The organism is Dankookia sp. GCM10030260 (assembly GCF_042666655.1).
Lineage (GTDB): Bacteria > Pseudomonadota > Alphaproteobacteria > Acetobacterales > Acetobacteraceae > Paracraurococcus.
Window position 1 is genome coordinate 1016717 of sequence record NZ_JBHTDE010000002.1, and the last position, 16546, is coordinate 1033262.

15 protein-coding genes are annotated in these 16546 nt (G+C 70.8%); 11 read left to right on the plus strand and 4 right to left on the minus strand.

What is annotated here, in order from left to right; translation table 11 throughout:
- Window positions 1-57: 57 nt before the first annotated feature.
- Entirely contained in the window at window positions 58-309 is a 252-nt protein-coding gene (locus ACFQS7_RS11235; protein ID WP_380067134.1) for a CDGSH iron-sulfur domain-containing protein, read from the plus strand.
- A gap of 33 nt (window positions 310-342) precedes the next feature.
- On the opposite strand, the gene ACFQS7_RS11240 is transcribed toward ACFQS7_RS11235, so the two are convergent.
- Together ACFQS7_RS11240 and ACFQS7_RS11245 are read right to left on the minus strand one after the other, a co-directional pair.
- Window positions 343-747: a DUF3597 domain-containing protein gene (locus tag ACFQS7_RS11240; protein ID WP_380067135.1), complete on the minus strand. Its 405-nt coding sequence runs from the start codon at window positions 745-747 to the stop codon at window positions 343-345.
- Between the two features lie 75 nt (window positions 748-822).
- Window positions 823-1479: a DUF1028 domain-containing protein gene (locus tag ACFQS7_RS11245; RefSeq protein WP_380067136.1), complete on the minus strand. Its 657-nt coding sequence runs from the start codon at window positions 1477-1479 to the stop codon at window positions 823-825.
- A gap of 81 nt (window positions 1480-1560) precedes the next feature.
- Between ACFQS7_RS11245 and ACFQS7_RS11250 the strand changes: the two genes are divergently transcribed.
- The gene (locus ACFQS7_RS11250; protein ID WP_380067137.1) at window positions 1561-2517 is read left to right on the plus strand and encodes a Bug family tripartite tricarboxylate transporter substrate binding protein; all 957 of its coding nucleotides are present in this window, start codon (window positions 1561-1563) and stop codon (window positions 2515-2517) included.
- Window positions 2518-2618: 101 nt separating this feature from the next.
- Window positions 2619-3206 (plus strand): hypothetical protein, encoded by a 588-nt coding sequence (locus ACFQS7_RS11255; RefSeq protein WP_380067138.1) that lies wholly within the window; start codon window positions 2619-2621, stop codon window positions 3204-3206.
- Window positions 3207-3215: 9 nt separating this feature from the next.
- On the opposite strand, the gene ACFQS7_RS11260 is transcribed toward ACFQS7_RS11255, so the two are convergent.
- Window positions 3216-3959 (minus strand): SDR family NAD(P)-dependent oxidoreductase, encoded by a 744-nt coding sequence (locus tag ACFQS7_RS11260; RefSeq protein ID WP_380067139.1) that lies wholly within the window; start codon window positions 3957-3959, stop codon window positions 3216-3218.
- Between the two features lie 53 nt (window positions 3960-4012).
- Window positions 4013-4990, minus strand: coding sequence for a TRAP transporter substrate-binding protein (locus tag ACFQS7_RS11265; protein WP_380067140.1), 978 nt, complete (start codon window positions 4988-4990; stop codon window positions 4013-4015).
- Between the two features lie 97 nt (window positions 4991-5087).
- On the opposite strand from ACFQS7_RS11265, the gene ACFQS7_RS11270 reads away from it, so the two are divergent.
- The 8 genes from ACFQS7_RS11270 to pepN all read left to right on the plus strand — a co-directional run bounded on the left by ACFQS7_RS11270 (window position 5088) and on the right by pepN (window position 16517).
- On the plus strand, window positions 5088-5864 hold the full coding sequence (locus tag ACFQS7_RS11270; protein ID WP_380067141.1) for an SDR family NAD(P)-dependent oxidoreductase: 777 nt from the start codon (window positions 5088-5090) through the stop codon (window positions 5862-5864).
- Between the two features lie 75 nt (window positions 5865-5939).
- Window positions 5940-7253 (plus strand): histidinol dehydrogenase, encoded by a 1314-nt coding sequence (hisD, locus tag ACFQS7_RS11275; protein WP_380067142.1) that lies wholly within the window; start codon window positions 5940-5942, stop codon window positions 7251-7253.
- Window positions 7253-8485 carry an amidohydrolase family protein gene (locus tag ACFQS7_RS11280; RefSeq protein WP_380067143.1) on the plus strand — a complete coding sequence of 411 codons (1233 nt, stop codon included), beginning with the start codon at window positions 7253-7255 and terminating at the stop codon, window positions 8483-8485. The genes hisD and ACFQS7_RS11280 overlap by 1 nt, the downstream gene beginning before the upstream one ends.
- Before the next feature lie 14 nt (window positions 8486-8499).
- On the plus strand, window positions 8500-9651 hold the full coding sequence (locus tag ACFQS7_RS11285) for a Gfo/Idh/MocA family protein (RefSeq protein WP_380067144.1): 1152 nt from the start codon (window positions 8500-8502) through the stop codon (window positions 9649-9651).
- A 3-nt stretch (window positions 9652-9654) separates the two neighbouring features.
- Window positions 9655-10527 carry an oxaloacetate decarboxylase gene (locus tag ACFQS7_RS11290; protein ID WP_380067145.1) on the plus strand — a complete coding sequence of 291 codons (873 nt, stop codon included), beginning with the start codon at window positions 9655-9657 and terminating at the stop codon, window positions 10525-10527.
- A 14-nt stretch (window positions 10528-10541) separates the two neighbouring features.
- Window positions 10542-11642 (plus strand): alpha-hydroxy acid oxidase, encoded by a 1101-nt coding sequence (locus ACFQS7_RS11295; RefSeq protein ID WP_380067146.1) that lies wholly within the window; start codon window positions 10542-10544, stop codon window positions 11640-11642.
- A gap of 68 nt (window positions 11643-11710) precedes the next feature.
- Window positions 11711-13879, plus strand: coding sequence for a N,N-dimethylformamidase beta subunit family domain-containing protein (locus ACFQS7_RS11300; protein WP_380067147.1), 2169 nt, complete (start codon window positions 11711-11713; stop codon window positions 13877-13879).
- A 4-nt stretch (window positions 13880-13883) separates the two neighbouring features.
- A complete protein-coding gene (gene pepN, locus ACFQS7_RS11305) occupies window positions 13884-16517 on the plus strand; it encodes an aminopeptidase N (RefSeq protein WP_380067148.1) in 2634 nt (877 codons plus the stop codon).
- The last annotated feature ends 29 nt before the right edge of the window (window positions 16518-16546 follow it).

Genomic DNA, 16546 nt, shown 5'->3' on the forward strand with positions numbered 1-16546 from the left:
GCTGGACAAGGCTTCGGTCGTGGTCCGATCCTTGGCCTGCAACCAGGGGAGGCAACCATGACCGACGCCACGCCGCAGCCGACCTGCGCCCAGAAGGCGCCCTACCCGGTCCAGGTCGAAGCCGGGAAGAGCTACTTCTGGTGCAGCTGCGGCAACTCCGCCAAGCAGCCCTTCTGCGACGGTACCCACAAGGGCAGCGGCTTCGCCCCGCTGAAATACACCGCGGAAAAGGACGGCCAGGCCTGGTTCTGCGGCTGCAAGGCCACGGGCAAGGCCCCGCTCTGCGACGGCAGGCACAAGGTGCTGTAGCCGGGGCGCCGTTGCGGCACCCCGGCCATCACCTCAGCGGCGCAGCTCTTCCGGCACCTTGCCGCCGTTCTGCGCCAGCTTCTGCATCACCTGGCGGTGCAGCCAGATGTTCATCGCCGCCGAATCCGCGGTGCTGCCGTCGTAGTGCAGCTCCTGCGCCAGGCTCTTGCGCGCGTCGAGGCTGCTGTCGAGGCCGAGCAGCTTCATCAGGTCGACGATCGAATGCTGCCAGTCGAGCCGCTGCGAGGACTTGGACGCCAGCCCGTCGAGGATGCCGGCGACGTCGACATCCTGCATCGATGCAGTCTGCCCGGCATTGGCCGCGTCGTCCGGCGCGCCAGTGGCGGCCGGGCTGCCGGCCGCGGCCGTGCCGGCTTCAGGCTGGGCTGCCTTGCTATGGCCGAAGATCTTGGAAACGATGCTGCCGAAAATGCTCATGGCGGGGGCTCCCGGAAAGCCAAGGGTTGGACAGTCGTTCCAACACCGCTGGCCTAGCGCGGTTCGCTGCCGATCTCAGATCACAGGCGCATCATCCGGCGCCAGCGCCCGTTGCACGAATCCCTCCGCCAGCGGCGCATAGCCTGCCCACAATGCCCGCAACGCCGGCAGCGGCGCGGGCGAGAGGTCGATCCGCAGGTCGACATAGGGGAAGGCCTCCCGCCAGACGACCATCAGGCTGGCCGAGGTGACGGCGCCATGCTCGCCGCCCGCCGCCTCGCCGGCCTCGAGCCCCAGCAGGAGCCGCTCGGCCAGGGGCGCGTCGGGCGCGGCCAGGAACCCGGCCAGCATCGCCGCCGGCACCTGATCCGAGGCCAGGATGTTGCCGATCGCCACCACCCCCGGCCCATGCGCCTCGCCGCGTTCCGGCTTCACCCGGGCGCCGTGGTGGTGCGCGGTGCGGCCGGCGGCGTCGAGGACAGCGAGTTGCCGCCAGCCCGCATGCGGGGTCGAGGCGACCAGCGCCGCGACCGTCTCCGCCGCGGTGCAGCCGCCGCGCAGCAGGTCGAGCCCGCGCGGTCCGAGCCGCGGATCGGTCCGGTGCTGCGTCAGCACCGCGCCGACCCCGGCGGCGCAGAACGGCACCCGCGTCGCCACCGCGATCGAGGAGGTGGTGACGGCCGCGCCGATCTGGCCGGTGCGCGGGCAGCGCGCGATCAGGGAGAAGGTCATGCCCGGATCGAAGCCCGTCGCCGCGCTTGCGTCCAGGGTCGGGTAGCGGGAGGATCGCTGCAAGAACGACCGGGGAGTGGGATGATGCGGCGCATCGTGCTGGGAATGCTGCTGGGCGCGGCTTTGGCGGCACCCGCCATGGCGCAGGAGCGGACCATCCGGCTGGTCAGCGGCTTCGCCGCCGGCGGCGCCTCCGACCTCGTCTCCCGCCTCGCCGCCGAGGCGATCGGGCCGATCCTCGGCGCCCGGGTGGTGGTCGAGAACCGCACCGGGGTGAACGGCGTGATCGGCGCCGCCGAGGTGGCGCGCAGCGCGCCCGACGGCAACACGCTGTTCCAATGCCCGATGAGCACCCTGGCGATCGTCCCGCAGCTGGTCGGCGCCAACCTGCCGCTCGACCCGGGCGAGGCGCTGGCGCCGGTCGGCAACCTCGCTCTCTCCTCCTACGGCTTCATGGTCTCGGCCAAGGGCCCCTACCGCAGCGTGCGGGACGTGCTGGCGGCGGCCCGCGCCAGGCCCGGCCAGGTCAGCTTCGGCAGCGCCGGGGTGGGCTCGGCGCAGCACCTCTCGGGCGAGCTGCTGAAGCAGAAGACCGGCACTGAGATGGTGCATGTCCCCTATCGCGGGGCGACGCCGGCGATCCTCGACATCCTCGGCGGGCGGACCGACTTCATGATCACCAACCTGGCCGACGTGCCGGGCCAGCTACGCGAGGGCAGCATCCTGTTGCTGGCGCTGGGCGACACCGGCGGCTCGGCGCTGTACCCCGAGGTGCGGCCGCTGGCCGAGACGGTGCCCGGTTTCGACGTCACCGGCTGGTTCGGCATCTGCGCCCCGCGCGGCATGCCGGCGGAGGTCGCCGGCCGGCTGGAAGCCGCCCTGCGCCAGGCCATGGCCGGCGAGGCGCTGCCGAAACGGCTGGCCGAAAGCGGCCTCTCGCCCCGCTTCGAGGACGCCGCGACGCTCGCGGCGCGCATCGCCACCGACCGCAAGACCTGGCGGGAGGTGATCCGTACGGTCGGCGTCAAGGCGGAGTAGCCCAGGCTTCACACGCATCCGTGTTGAGGCGTCCCCCAATGATCCGGTAGCGTCCTGCGCTTGGGGCCGGCTGCCATGGCCGGACGCAGGGGAGGGCGGGCATGACGATCTCGGATCGCATTTACCTGTACAATCAGTGGTTCGACCGGTTGCCGCAGCAACAGCAATTCCTGGCGGCCTTCTGGTCGGCGCTGGGCACACTCGGCGTGATGCTGATGCTCACCTGGTTCGCCGGCATTCCCTTCACCTTGATGGTCCTGCTGTTTCTGCTGGTGGTGATGGGGCCGCGGGTCATGTTCAAATTCGACATGATCGGCCACGCCCCCGAACTGCCGGCGCGCGACGTGGGTGGGGAGACGCATATCGCCGTCGAAGCGCCGGCCTGGGTGTACCGCCTGAACCACTGGTTCGATGCCCAGCCCGACCACATGCGCATCCTGGCGGTGGCGGCGGCGACGGTCGGAATCTTCGTGGCCAACCTCATTCTCTACGCGCTGATCGGCTTCCCCGTCGGGCTGCTGGTGGTGCTGGCGGTGCTGGTGCTGGGATGGGCCCGGGTGGTGCATGTGCAGGGTTGGCTGGCGCCGGAAGGTGCCTCGGACCTTTCGCTGCACCCCGGCCGGCCGATCCTGACGGACACGGCCGGGCCGCGGATCGAGACCGCGACGCCGGCGGAGATGTCCCGTTAGGATCCGCGCTCAGGGCATGTAGCCGCCGCCGTTGATGTGCCAGACCTGCCCGGTCACCCAGGCCGACTTGTCGGAGGCCAGGTGCACCGCCAGGTCGGCGATCTCCTCGGGCCGGCCGAGCCGGCCGAGCGGCAGGGCGCGGCCGAAGGCCTGCAACTCCTCCTCGGTATTGCCGTAACGCGGCTGCGCCGTGTCGGTGGTGCCGGGGGCGATGGCATTCACCCGGATGCCGTGCGGCGCCAGCGCAAGGGCCATCGACCGGGTGATGCCGATGACGCCGTTCTTCGTCGCGCTGTAGTGCACCCCGACCGGCGTGCCGCGGATGGCGGAGGAGGACAGGTTGACGATGGCGCCCCGGGTGCCGGCGGCGACCATGGCGCGCGCCGCGGCCTGGGCGGCGAAGGCGCTGCCCTTCAGGTTCACGCCGAGCACGCGGTCCCACTCCGCCTCGGTCATCGCCAGGAAATCGACCCGCGGGAAGATGCCCGCGTTGTTCACCAGCACGTCGATCCGGCCGAGGGCATCGATGGCGCCCTGCACGATCGCCTGGCAGCCGGAGACGCTGCCGACATCGCCCTGGACCAGCGCGGCGCGGCGGCCGGCGGCGCGGACGCCGGCGGCGACCGACTCGGCATCCGCCTGGTTGTCCAGCCAGTTGACCACGACATCATAGCCTGCTGCCGCGAAGGCCAGGGCGCAGGCGGCCCCGATGCCCTGCTGCGCGCCGGTGACCAGCACCACCTTCTCCGCCATCGCCGCCTCCATCCCTTGCTGCGGCGCAGTATGGCGGGCTCAGGCGAAGCCTGTCACTTGGCCAGGGCGGCGCGGTAGCGGTCGAGCATCTGCTGGCCGTCCGGGCCGGCCTTGGCGAGCCAGTCCTGCACCTGCTTGGCGCCCACCTCGCGCAGCTGTCCCATCAGCGCCGGGGAGGGCGCGGCGACCACCATGCCCTTCTCCGCCAGCCGGGCCGATGTCGCCTTTTCCGCCTCCTGCGCCATCGCCAGGCCACGCGTGGCGGCGCGGCCGGCGGCGGCGCGCAGCGCCTCGCGGCTCGGCGCGTCGAGCGCCGCCATGGCGCGGCTGTTGACGATGATCACGTTGCGCGCCCGCATGCCGCCGACATCGGTGAAGACCCGGGCATAGTCCCAGGCGCTGCTGTCGACGCCGGTCTGGGCCGAGGTGAACATGGCGCCGATGATGTTGGTGGCGAAAGCCTGGGCGAGCTCCGCCACCTGCACCGTCACCGGCACCGCGCCCATCAGCTCCGCCATCCGCACGGTGACGGCGTTGTAGGTGCGCAGCCGCGCGCCGCGCAGCTCCTCGACCGAGGTCAGCGGCGTGCGGGTGTAGAAGCCCTGGCTCGGCCAGTTGACCCAGTACAGCGGCTCCAGGCCCTGGCGCTGCATGCGGGCGCGGATCGGCTCCTCCGAGGCCTGCATCAGCGCGGCGGAGGCAGCCCAGGTCTCGGCGAGGAAGGGCACGCTGTCGACCTCGAAGAACGGGTCCTCGGCGCCGAAGACCGAGAGCAGGATCTCGCCGATCTGCACCTGGCCGCTCTGCACGCCACGCTTGATCTGCGGCATGGGCAGGAGCGAGGCATTGGTGTGGAGCTGGATCTGCAGCTTGCCGCCGGCGCCGGCTTCGGCGTCGGCGATGAATTCGCGCAGGTTCCGGGTGTGGAAATTGGCATCCGCATAGGCCGAGGCCATGACCCATTTGGTCTGGGCCGCGGCGGGCAGGGCGATGCAGGCGGCGAGCACGGCGGCCGCGGCGGTGCGGAACATGGAAGACCTCCCGGGAATTCGTTGCGCGCAGTGTCGGGGAGGAGCGGCAGGGCCGCAAGCCCTGGACCGCGCCGATGGGGCGTGTAGCCTGCTGCGCATGACGCAGATGACGGCATTGCCCGAGACCCCGAGCTTCCGCCTGGATGGGCGCCGCGCGCTGGTGACCGGGGCAGGGCGGGGCATCGGCCTGGCGGCCGCGGCCGCGCTGGCCGGGGCCGGAGCGGCGGTGACCCTGGTCGCCCGCAGCGGCGGGGAGATCGAATCGGCCGCGGCGGCGATCCGAGAGGCCGGCGGCGCGGCCGATACGCTGGTGGCGGACGTGGCCGACGTGCCGGCGCTGCAGGCGGCGATCGCCGCCCGGCCGGCCTACCACGCCTTCGTCAACAATGCCGGCACCAACCGGCCGGCCCGGTTCGACCAGGTGACGCCCGAGGATTTCGACGCGGTGATGGGGCTGAACACCCGCGGCTGCTTCTTCGCGGCGCAGGCGGTGGCGCGGCGGATGATGGCAGAGGGGGTGCGGGGGTCGATCATCAACATCTCCTCCCAGATGGGGCATGTCGGCGGGCCGAACCGCGGGGTCTACTGCGCGTCCAAATGGGCGATGGAGGGCTGGACCAAGGCGATGGCGATCGACCTTGCCCCCTTCGGCATCCGGGCCAACACCATTGGCCCGACCTTCATCGAGACGCCGCTGACCAGGCCGTTCTTCGAGAATGCCGCCTTCAAGGACTGGGTCCTGTCGAAGATCAAGCTGGGGCGGCTGGGGCAGGTCGGCGACCTGATGGGGGCGGTGGTCTTCCTCGCCTCCGACGCCTCGGCGCTGATGACCGGCTCCGCGATGCTGGTGGATGGCGGCTGGACCGCCGAGTAGCCGGCCCGACCGGCGGAGGGTGCCGCGGCGCCCGGAGCCGTCAATCGGTCCGGCAGAAACTTGAGGATTATCGTGATGGCACACTGGTTGAAGACGAGCATCTCCGCCGCCGACAAGGCCGATGCGGACACCAAGGTGCGTGGCATCGTCGAGGGGCTGCTGGCGGATATCGCCCGGCGCGGCGATGCGGCGGTGCGCGAGATGTCGGTGAAGTTCGACACGTGGGACCGCGCCGACTACCGGCTGACCGATGCCGAGATCCAGGCCTGCCTGGACCAGCTCACCGGCCAGGACCTGGCGGATATCCGCTTCGCCCAGGCCCAGGTGCGCAACTTCGCCGAGCACCAGCGCGCGGCGCTGAAAGATATCGAGGTCGAGACGCTGCCGGGCGTGGTGCTCGGGCACAAGAACCTGCCGGTCAATTCGGTCGGCTGCTACGTCCCCGGCGGCAAGTATCCGCTGCTGGCCTCCGCCCACATGTCGGTGGTCACCGCCAAGGTCGCCGGCGTGCCGCGCATCGTCACCTGCGCCCCGCCCTTCGAGGGCAGGCCCGCGCCGGCGATCGTCGCGGCGCAGCACCTGGCCGGGGCCGACGTGATCTACTGCCTCGGCGGCGTGCAGGCGGTGGGCGCCATGGCGCTCGGCACCGAGAGCATCGCCGCGGTCGACATGCTGGTCGGTCCCGGCAACGCCTATGTCGCCGAGGCCAAGCGGCAGTTATACGGCCGGGTCGGCATCGACCTCTTCGCCGGGCCGACCGAGACGCTGATCATCGCCGACGAGACGGTGGACGCCGAGATCTGTGCCACCGACCTGCTCGGCCAGGCCGAGCACGGCCCGACCACGCCGGCGATCCTGCTGACGACCTCCGAGAAGCTGGCGCGGGAGACCATGGCGGAGGTCCAGCGGCTGCTGGGCATCCTGCCGACCGCCGGCGTCGCCCGGCAGTCCTGGGCCGACTACGGCGAGGTGATCGTCTGCGACAGCCTGGAGGAGATGGTGGCCGAGGCCGACCGCATCGCCTCCGAGCATGTGCAGGTGATGACGCGCGACGACGACTACTTCCTGAAGAACATGACCAATTACGGTGCGCTGTTCCTCGGCCCGCGCACCAATGTCTCCTACGGCGACAAGGTCATTGGCACCAACCACACGCTGCCGACGCAGAAGGCGGCGCGCTATACCGGCGGGCTCTGGGTCGGCAAGTTCCTCAAGACGGTCACCTACCAGCGGGTGCTGACCGACGAAGCCAGCGCGATGATCGGCGAGGTCTGTTCCCGCCTGTGTATGCTGGAAGGCTTCGCCGGCCATGCCGAGCAGGCCAATGTGCGCGTCCGCCGCTACGGCGGCCGCAACATCCCCTATGCGACGGCGGCGGAGAAGCGCTGATGGGCTTCGACCTCCTCCTCCGCGACGCCCGACTGCCGGATGGCAGTGCCGCCGATATCGGCGTCCAGGGCGGCCGGATCGCGGCTCTCGGCGCCGGGCTGCCGGGCGAGGCGGGTGAGGTGGTCGATTGCGGCGGGCGGCTGGTCTCGCCGGGCTTCGTCGAGACGCATATCCACCTCGACAAGACCTGCACCATCGACCGCTGCCCCTGCGAGACCCAGCGCTTCCCGCATGGCGCCATGCAGCGCGTCAGCGACATCAAGCATACCTTCACGGTCGAGGACGTGACGTCCCGCGCCCAGCGGACGCTGGAGAGATGCATCGGCCATGGCGCGATGGTCATGCGCACCCATGCCGAGGTCGATCCCAAGGTCGGGCTGCGCGGCTTCGAGGGCGTCAAGGCGCTGGTCGAGCAGTACCGATGGGCGATCGACATCGAGATCTGCGTCATGCCGCAGGAGGGGCTGCTCAACAATCCCGGCACGGACGCGCTGATGGTGGCCGCGCTGCGCAACGGCGCCCGCGTCGTCGGCGCCGCGCCGACCTATGACGACGACCCGGCGGCGCAGATCCACCGGATCTTCGAGCTGGCGCGGGAATACGATGCCGACATCGACATGCATGTCGACAGCGGGTCCTCGGCCGCGCATCTGGACACGCGCCTGGTCTGCGAGCTGACGGAGAAGTACCGCTGGGGCGGCCGCGTCGCCTGCGGCCACCTGACCAAGCTGTCCGTCATGCCGCTGCCCGAGCTGGACGCGATGGCGAAGCGCATGGCCGATGCCGGCGTCGCGCTGACCGTGCTGCCGGCGACCGACCTCTACCTCGGCGGGCGGGACAGGGACCACCGGGTGGAGCGCAGCGTGGCGGATGCCAACCGGCTGCACCGGCTGGGCGTCACCTGCTCGATCTCCTCGAACAACATCCTCAACGCCTTCACCCCGATGGGCGACGGGCAATTGATCCGCATGGCCAATCTCTATGCCAACGTCATCCAGCATGCCATGCCGGACGACCTGCGGGACACCTGGGGCATGTTCACCGCGCACTCGGCGAAGCTGATGCGACGGCAGGACTATGGCATCGCGGTGGGCAACCCGGCCGACCTGGTGCTGGTCGATGCGCCCGACCCGGTGGCGGCGATCCGCGAGGTGGCCCCCGTGCTGGCCGGCTGGAAGCGCGGCCGGCGCAGCTTCACGCGGACGCCGGTGGTGCTACACAGGCCGCAATAGTCGGGGGGAGGTCCATGGCCACGCGCCGCATCGGCATCATCATGCATGGTGCCACCAGCCGCATCGGCACCACGCAGCATCTCATGAACAGCCTGCTGCCGATCCGCGCCGAAGGCGGCCTGCCGCTGGCCAATGGCGACCGGCTGCTGCCCGACCCGGTCCTGGTCGGCCGCAGCGCCGACAAGCTGGCGGCGTTGGCCGGGCGGCTCGGGGTGGAGCGCTGGACCACCGACCTCGACGCCGCCCTGGCCGACCCGCAGGACGAGCTGTTCTTCGAATGCGCCTTCGGCGGCGGCCGTGTCGACCTGGCGAAGCGGGCGCTGGCGGCCGGCAAGCACATCTACCTGGAGAAGCCGGTCGCCGACTCGCTGGCCGAGGTGCTGGCGCTGCGCGAGGCCGCCGAGGCCGCCGGCGCCAAGCATGCGGTCATGCAGGACAAGATCCATCTGCCCGGGCTGGTGAAGCTGAAGACCGTGCTCGGTCTCGGCACGCTGGGCAGGCTCCTGTCGATGAAGCTGGAATTCGGCTGGTGGGTCTTCGACGGGGAGCACATCCCGGCGCAGCGCACGTCGTGGAACTACAGGAAGGCCACCGGCGGCGGCCTGGTGCTGGATATGTTCCCGCACTGGCGCTACGTCATCGACCATCTCTTCGGCGCGCCGACCGCGCTGACCTGCCACATGCGCACCGCCCAGCCGAAGCGCTGGGATGAACGCCACATCCCCTACGACGTCGATGTCGAGGACGAGGCGCGCGCGATCCTGGAATTTCCCGGCGGGCTGGTGGGGGAGGTCTTCTCCTCCTGGGCAACGCGTATCCGGCGTGACGACATGCTGGTGGTGACCGCCGAGGGTACCATGGGCAGTGCGGTGGCGACGCTGCACCAATGCTGGACGCAATCCCTGGCCAATACCCCGAAGCCGGTCTTCCCGGTGCAGGCGCCGCAGACGATCGACTTCCGCGACACCTGGGCCGAGGTGCCGGAGCTGGTCCCCTTCAGGAACAGCTACCGCCAGGCCTGGGAGGCCACGCTGCGCCACATCGCCGAGGATGCGCCGAACCCCGCCTCCCTGCTGCAGGCGGCGCGCGGGCTGCAACTGATCGAGGCCTGCCACGCGAGCCACGCCCAGCGCCGCTGGGTCGACCTGCCGAAGCTGGAGGACTGAGCGATGAGCAGCGTCACCGATCGCCGCCGCAGCCTGCGCGCCATCCTCGATGGCCCGGCCTGCATCCATCCCGGCTCGGTCTACGACCCGATGTCGGCCCGCATCGCCGAGGATCTCGGCTTCGAGCTTGGCATGTTTGCCGGCTCCACCGCCTCGCTCACCATCCTCGGCGCGCCGGACAATATCAGCATCACGCTCAGCGAATTCGCCGAGCAGTGTCGCCGCATCTGCCGCGCCGTCCGCCGCCTGCCGGTGCTGGTCGACGCCGACCACGGCTATGGCAACGCGCTGAACGGCATGCGCACGGTCGAGGAGGTGGAGACCGCAGGCATCGCCGGGATGACGCTGGAGGACACGGTCCTGCCGCGCACCTACGGCGACGGCGCCGTGGCGCTGCTGAGCCTTGAGGAGGGGCTGGGCAAGGTCCGCGCCGCGCTCGCGGCGCGGGACGATCCGGCCTTCTGCATCGTCGCCCGCACCAGCGCGGTCGGCGTCACCGGTCTGGCCGATGCGGTGGAGCGGACCCGCGCCTATACCGCCAGCGGCGCCGATGCGCTGTTCTATACCGGCATCACCAGGCCGGCCGAGCTCGACGCGATCTTCGCCGTGGCGACGAAGCCGATCATCCTCGGCGGCGCCGAGGGGCCGGAGCTGAGCGACCGCGGCTTCCTCGCCGCCCGCGGCGTGCGCATCGCGCTGCAGGGTCACCAGCCGATCATGGCGGCGCAGCGCGCGGTCTTCGAGACGCTGAGGGCGCTGCGCGAGGGCACGCCGCCGAAGCAGCTGCAGGGCCTGCCCGACAAGGAATTGATGCCGCGCATCACCCGCGACGGCGACTACCGGCGCTGGACGAAAGACTTCCTGGGCGGCGCGTGACGGAGGAAACGAGAATGAGCAATGAACCCGAAAGCCCCTTCCTCACGCTGCACGAATTCGTCAAGGAGGCGAAGTCGCGGCTGAGCCCGGGCAACTGGGACTACCTGGTCGGCGCGACCGAGACCGAGACGACCATGCTGCGCAACCGCGCCGCGATCGATGCCTGGGCCTTCCGCCCGCGGGTGCTGCGCGACGTCTCCTCGATCGACGTCTCCGGCCGCTTCCTCGGCCGCCCGATCGCCCTGCCGGTCATGCTGGCGCCGGTCGGCGGGCTGGAGAATTTCGACCCGGAAGGCGGTGCCCCGGCCGGCCGCGCGACGACCGCCTTCGGCGTGCCGATCATGGTCTCCTCCGTCTCCATGCCCGGGCTGCAGCCGATGGCGGAGGCGACGGCGGGCGGCATCAAGGTCTTCCAGCTCTATGTCCGCGGCGATTTCGACTGGATCTGCGGCATCACCCAGCAGGCGATCGACGCCGGCTACGACGCCTTCTGCATGACGGTCGACACCGCCATCTACAGCCGGCGCGAGCGCGACATCGCCAAGCGCTTCGTCAAGCCCTGGCGGGCGCGGGCGACCGGCCAGCACTTCCAGGCCGCGCTGAACTGGGACGACGTCAGGCGCTGGAAGGAACGCTTCCCCAAGACGCCGCTGGCGCTGAAGGGCATCGCCACCGCGGAAGACGCGGCGATCGCCTGCGAGCATGGCGTCGAGGTGGTCTACGTCTCGAACCATGGCGGTCGGCAGCTCGACCACGGCCGCGGGGCCCTGGCGGTGCTGCCCGAGGTGGTGAAGGCGGTCGATGGCCGCGCCAAGGTCTGGGTCGATGGCGGCTTCAGCCGCGGCACCGACATCGTCAAGGCGATCGCGCTGGGCGCCGAGCTGGTCGGCATCGGCCGGCTCTATTGCTATGCCCTGGCCGCGGCGGGCGAGGCCGGCGTCGCGCAGATGCTGCGCCTGCTGGAGACCGAGGTGCATGAGGTGCTCGGCCTGCTCGGCGTCACCGCCTTCGGCCAGCTCGACGGCAGCTACCTGCATCCAGTGGCGCCGGTGGTGCAGCCGCATGTCCACAGCGCCTTCCCGCTGACCAACCTGACGGATCCCGGCTACCGCTAGCCGGCTTGCGCCATCGCCCCCGGCTGTCCACCCTGTCGCCCGGACAGCGCGGGGGATGGGCGATGGTGGTGCCGCTGATCGGATATCTGGACCGCTTCTCGGCCCGACCGGGGGAGCGGCTGGAGGTCAAGGTCTCCTCCCAGCTCGCCACGCCCTACCGGGCGGAGCTGGTCCGGGTGCGGCATGCCGATCCAAACCCGGCCGGGCCGGGGATGAAGCTGATCCCGGTGCCGGCCGACTGGGCGGGCGAATACCCCTCCGTCGCCAAGCCGGTGCCGAATGGGTCGCTGGGGCGCGCCGCGGGCCGGCTGGCACTCGGCGAGGGCTTTTCCCTGCTGCTCCGCGTCTCGCCCTGGCTGTTGCGGGAAGCGCCGCAGGTGGTGCTGGCGCTGGCAGGTGAAGGTCGGGCGCTGACGCTGTCGGTCACCACCGCCGGCTTCGCGGTCGATGTCGTGCAGGGCGGCGAGACCATTCGCTGCGCCACCGCCGCCGCGCCGCAACGGCGCGCCTGGTACGAGATCGCCGTCACGCTCGGCGCCGGCCGCCTGACCCTGACGCAGCGGCCGCTGCAGCGCGTCTGGGGCGCGACCGATAACGGCGCGGCGGAGGCGGCGCTGCCGGTCGCCGACTGGTCCGGCGAGACGTCGATCACCTTCGCCGCCGCATCCGATGCCACGGCGCATTTCAACGGCCGCATCGAGGACCCGCTGCTGCTGCGCGGCACCCCGCGCGTCACGCTGGACGATCCCGAGGCGCTGCTCGCCTCCGGCCGGGTCGCCACCTGGTGGGATTTCGCCCAGGCGATGGAAGGCGAAGCGATCCTCGACCGTGGCCCGGCGGCGCTGCATGGCACCCTGGTGAACCTGCCGGCGCGGGCGGTGAAGGGCAGCCGCTGGACCGGCGCCGAGCATGCCTGGCCGCATGCGCCGCGGCACTATGCGGCGATCCATTTCCACGAGGACGACCTCGAGGATTGCCGTTGGGCGACCGACTTCATCGTGCCCATCCCGGCCGGGATGCCGAGCGGCGTCTATGCGGTGCGGCTGACGGCCGGCACGGACTGGGACATGATCCCCTTCTTCGTGCTGCCGCCGAAGGGCGTGGCGCGCGCCGCCGTCGCCTACCTGGCCAATACCTTCACCTGCCAGGTCTATGCGAATTACCGCCGGCCCGAATTCCCCGACGACCACCGCGCCAAGCGGCAGGCCTGGGGCGCCTTCGACTGGTGCGGCAACCTGGTCACCGACTACGGGCTCTCGACTTACAACACCCATGTCGACGGCAGCGGCATCCATCTGTCGTCGCGGCTGCGGCCGATCATGAACATGCGGCCGGGCTTCCTCGCGGTGCCCGACCCGAAAGGGTCCGGCCTACGGCACCTGCCGGCCGACAGCCACCTGACCGACTGGCTGGAGGAGAAGGGCATCGCCTTCGACATCATCACCGACGAGGACCTGGACGACGAGGGCGTCGAACTCCTGGCGCGCTACAGATGCGTCGTCACCGGCTCCCACCCGGAATACCACACGCCGGGCACGCTCGACGCGCTGCAGGCCTATGTGAACGATGGCGGGCGGCTCGCCTATCTCGGCGGCAACGGCTTCTACTGGAAAGTGGCGCGCCGCCCGGACCGGCCGCATGTGCTGGAGATCCGCCGCGCCGAGGGCGGCATCCGCGCCTGGGCGGCCGAGACCGGCGAATACTGCAACCAGCTCGACGGCACGCTGGGCGGGCTGTGGCGGCGCAACGGGCGGCCGCCGCAATTGCTCTGCGGCGTCGGCTTCAGCGGCCAGGGAAAGTTCGAAGGCAGCCACTACCGCGCCATGCCCGGCGCCGCCGATCCCCGCGCCGCCTGGATCCTCGACGGCACCGGCATCGCGCCGGGCGAGACCTTCGGCGGCTTCGGCCTGTCCGGCGGCGGTGCCGCGGGGTTCGAGCTGGACCGCGCCGACCCGATGCTGGGCACCCCGCCCAATGCGGTCATCGTCGCGCGGTCCGAGGGCCACCAGGACCATTTCGTCACGGTGCCCGAGGAATTGCTGACCCATATCACCACCGTCACCGGCGAGAAGCCGGAGGCCCTGATCCGCGCCGAGATCGTCTATTTCGAGACGCGCAACGGCGGAGCGGTCTTCTCCACCGGGTCCATCACCTTCTGCGGCAGCCTGTCGTATGCCGATTACGTGAACCCGATCTCGCGTATGCTGGAAAATGTCCTCACCCGGTTCCAGGCCTGATTGCATGACAGCCGCCACCCCCGTCACCATCCGCCGCTCCGACTACGCGCCGCCGGCCTTCCTGGTGGACACGGTGGACCTGGACTTCGACCTCGATGCGGCCTCCACCACGGTGCGGGCGCGGCTGGCGCTGCGGCGCAACCCGGCTGCCGCGGCGGATGCGCCGCTGCACCTGGACGGCGACGGGCTCACCCTGGTGGAAGCGAAGCTGGACGGGGCAGCGCTGCCGCCGGAACGGCTGGCCTTCGCCGCCGACGGGTCGCTGACGATCGCCGGGCTGCCGGAGCGGGCGGTGCTGGAAACGGTGGTGCGCATCGCGCCGGAGGCGAATACCTCGCTCTCGGGCCTCTATACCTCGGGCGGCAATTTCTACACGCAATGCGAGGCGGAAGGCTTCCGCCGCATCACCTTCTTCCCCGACCGCCCCGACGTGATGGCGCGCTACACGGTGACCGTCACCGCCGACAAGGCACGGGTGCCGGTGCTGCTGTCGAACGGCAACCCGGAGGGTGCCGGCGATGCGGGCGAGGGACGCCACTGGGCCCGCTGGGTCGATCCGCACCCGAAGCCGAGCTACCTGTTTGCCCTGGTCGCGGGCGATCTCGTCGCGGTTTCCGACCGCTTCACCACGAAGTCCGGCCGCGAGGTCGCGCTGAACATCTATGTCCGCCGCGGCGACGAGGATCGCTGCGGCCATGCCATGGACAGCCTGAAGCGCTCCATGGCCTGGGACGAGGAGGTCTACGGCCTCGAATACGACCTCGACGTCTTCAACATCGCCGCCGTGTCGGATTTCAACATGGGGGCGATGGAGAACAAGGGTCTCAACGTCTTCAACACCAAATACGTGTTGGCGAGCCAGGAAAGTGCCACCGACGGCGACTGGCAGGGGATCGAGACGGTCATCGCGCATGAGTACTTCCACAACTGGACCGGCAACAGGGTCACCTGCCGCGACTGGTTCCAGCTGTCGCTGAAGGAAGGCCTGACCGTCTTCCGCGACCAGGAATTCTCCGCCGACATGGGCAGCCGCGCGGTCAAGCGCATCCGCGACGTGCGCGGCCTGCGGGCGGCGCAGTTCCCCGAGGATGCCGGGCCGATGGCGCATCCGGTGCGGCCGGACAGCTACATCGAGATCGACAATTTCTACACGCCCACGGTCTACCAGAAGGGCGCCGAGGTGGTGCGGCTGCTGCATACCCGCATCGGCGCCGCAGCCTTCCGGCGCGGGATGGACCTCTACATCGCCCGCAACGATAACCAGGCGGTGACGATCGAGGATTTCGTCGGCGCGATGCAGGATGCCTCCGGCATCAACCTCTCCGCCTTCTATGGCTGGTACGACCAGGCGGGCACGCCGGACCTCACGACGAGCGACAGCTACGACCCGGCGACGCGCCGCTTCACCCTGACCCTGACGCAGCAGATCCCGCCGACGCCCGGCCAGGCCGAGAAGCGCCCGGTGCCGATTCCGGTCGCCATGGGCCTGCTCGGTCCGGATGGCGCGCCGCTGCCGACGCGGCTGGCGGGCGAGAACGCCGCGCAGCCCGGCACCCGCATGCTGCTGCTGGAAGGCGCCGAGCAGTCCTTCGTCTTCGAGGACGTGCCCGCGCCACCCGTGCCCTCCCTGCTGCGCGGCTTCTCCGCCCCGGTGCGGCTGCGCGGGGTCGCGCGCGACCGGCTGCGCTTCCTCGCGGTGCACGACACCGACCCCTTCGTGCGCTGGGAAAGCGGGCTGCAATATGCGGCCTCCGTCATGCTGGAGATGGTCGCGGCGCGGCAGCGTGGCGAAGCGCCCGGCTTCGACGACGCGCTGGCCGAGGCCGTCGCCAATACCCTGGCCGGCGCCGGGGCCGATCCCGCCTTCGCTGCCGAGGCGCTGGCGCTGCCGGGCGAAGGCTTCCTCGCCGACCAGATGGAGATCGCCGACCCCGTCGCCATCCACGCCGTCCGCCAGCACCTGCGCGCCGAGATCGGCCGCCGCTGCGGCCCGGCGCTGCGCGCCACCTACGACGCGCTGGCCGACAGCGGCCCCTATCGCATCGACGGCACCGCCATCGGCCGCCGCGCGCTGCGCAACACCTGCCTTGCCTACCTGAGCGCTGCCGGCGACGCCGCACTGGCCAAGGCGCAATTCGATGCCGCGACCAACATGACCGACAGCCTGGCCGCGCTGTCGCTGCTGGCGGACACCGCAGGCGAGCCGCGCGAGGCGGCGCTGGCCACCTTCCATGCGCGCTGGCGCGGCGACGACCTGGTGCTGGACAAGTGGTTCTCGATCCAGGCGATGGCGGCGCGGCCGGATGCGATCGCCGCGGTGAGGGCGCTCTACGCGCATCCGGATTTCGACCTGCGGAACCCCAACCGCGCCCGCTCCCTGATCGGCGCCTTCGCCAGCGGCAATCCGGCGCAATTCCACGACCTGTCGGGGGAGGGCTATCGCTTCCTCGCCGATGCGGTGATCGCGCTCGACCCCATCAACGGCTCCATCGCCGCGCGGCTGGTCGGGCCACTCGGCCAGTGGCGGCGGCAATCCGCCGCACGCGGCACGCTGATGCGGCGCGAATTGCAGCGGGTGCTGGACGCGCCGAACCTGTCGAAGGGCACCTTCGAGAAGGCCTCGAAGGCGCTGCTCTAGTCGCGCCGCCTACGCAAAGGTGTCCTGAC

Excerpts from the sequence above, each read along its gene's own strand:
- ACFQS7_RS11235 (WP_380067134.1), top strand. The coding sequence starts at position 58 with ATGACCGACGCCACGCCGCAGCCGACCTGCGCCCAGAAGGCGCCCTAC.
- ACFQS7_RS11250 (WP_380067137.1), top strand. The coding sequence starts at position 1,561 with ATGATGCGGCGCATCGTGCTGGGAATGCTGCTGGGCGCGGCTTTGGCG.
- ACFQS7_RS11245 (WP_380067136.1), bottom strand. The coding sequence starts at position 1,479 with ATGACCTTCTCCCTGATCGCGCGCTGCCCGCGCACCGGCCAGATCGGC.
- ACFQS7_RS11295 (WP_380067146.1), top strand. The coding sequence starts at position 10,542 with ATGAGCAATGAACCCGAAAGCCCCTTCCTCACGCTGCACGAATTCGTC.
- ACFQS7_RS11280 (WP_380067143.1), top strand. The coding sequence starts at position 7,253 with ATGGGCTTCGACCTCCTCCTCCGCGACGCCCGACTGCCGGATGGCAGT.
- ACFQS7_RS11265 (WP_380067140.1), bottom strand. The coding sequence starts at position 4,990 with ATGTTCCGCACCGCCGCGGCCGCCGTGCTCGCCGCCTGCATCGCCCTG.
- ACFQS7_RS11270 (WP_380067141.1), top strand. The coding sequence starts at position 5,088 with ATGACGCAGATGACGGCATTGCCCGAGACCCCGAGCTTCCGCCTGGAT.
- ACFQS7_RS11285 (WP_380067144.1), top strand. The coding sequence starts at position 8,500 with ATGGCCACGCGCCGCATCGGCATCATCATGCATGGTGCCACCAGCCGC.
- ACFQS7_RS11255 (WP_380067138.1), top strand. The coding sequence starts at position 2,619 with ATGACGATCTCGGATCGCATTTACCTGTACAATCAGTGGTTCGACCGG.
- hisD (WP_380067142.1), top strand. The coding sequence starts at position 5,940 with ATGGCACACTGGTTGAAGACGAGCATCTCCGCCGCCGACAAGGCCGAT.
- ACFQS7_RS11290 (WP_380067145.1), top strand. The coding sequence starts at position 9,655 with ATGAGCAGCGTCACCGATCGCCGCCGCAGCCTGCGCGCCATCCTCGAT.
- ACFQS7_RS11260 (WP_380067139.1), bottom strand. The coding sequence starts at position 3,959 with ATGGCGGAGAAGGTGGTGCTGGTCACCGGCGCGCAGCAGGGCATCGGG.
- ACFQS7_RS11240 (WP_380067135.1), bottom strand. The coding sequence starts at position 747 with ATGAGCATTTTCGGCAGCATCGTTTCCAAGATCTTCGGCCATAGCAAG.
- pepN (WP_380067148.1), top strand. The coding sequence starts at position 13,884 with ATGACAGCCGCCACCCCCGTCACCATCCGCCGCTCCGACTACGCGCCG.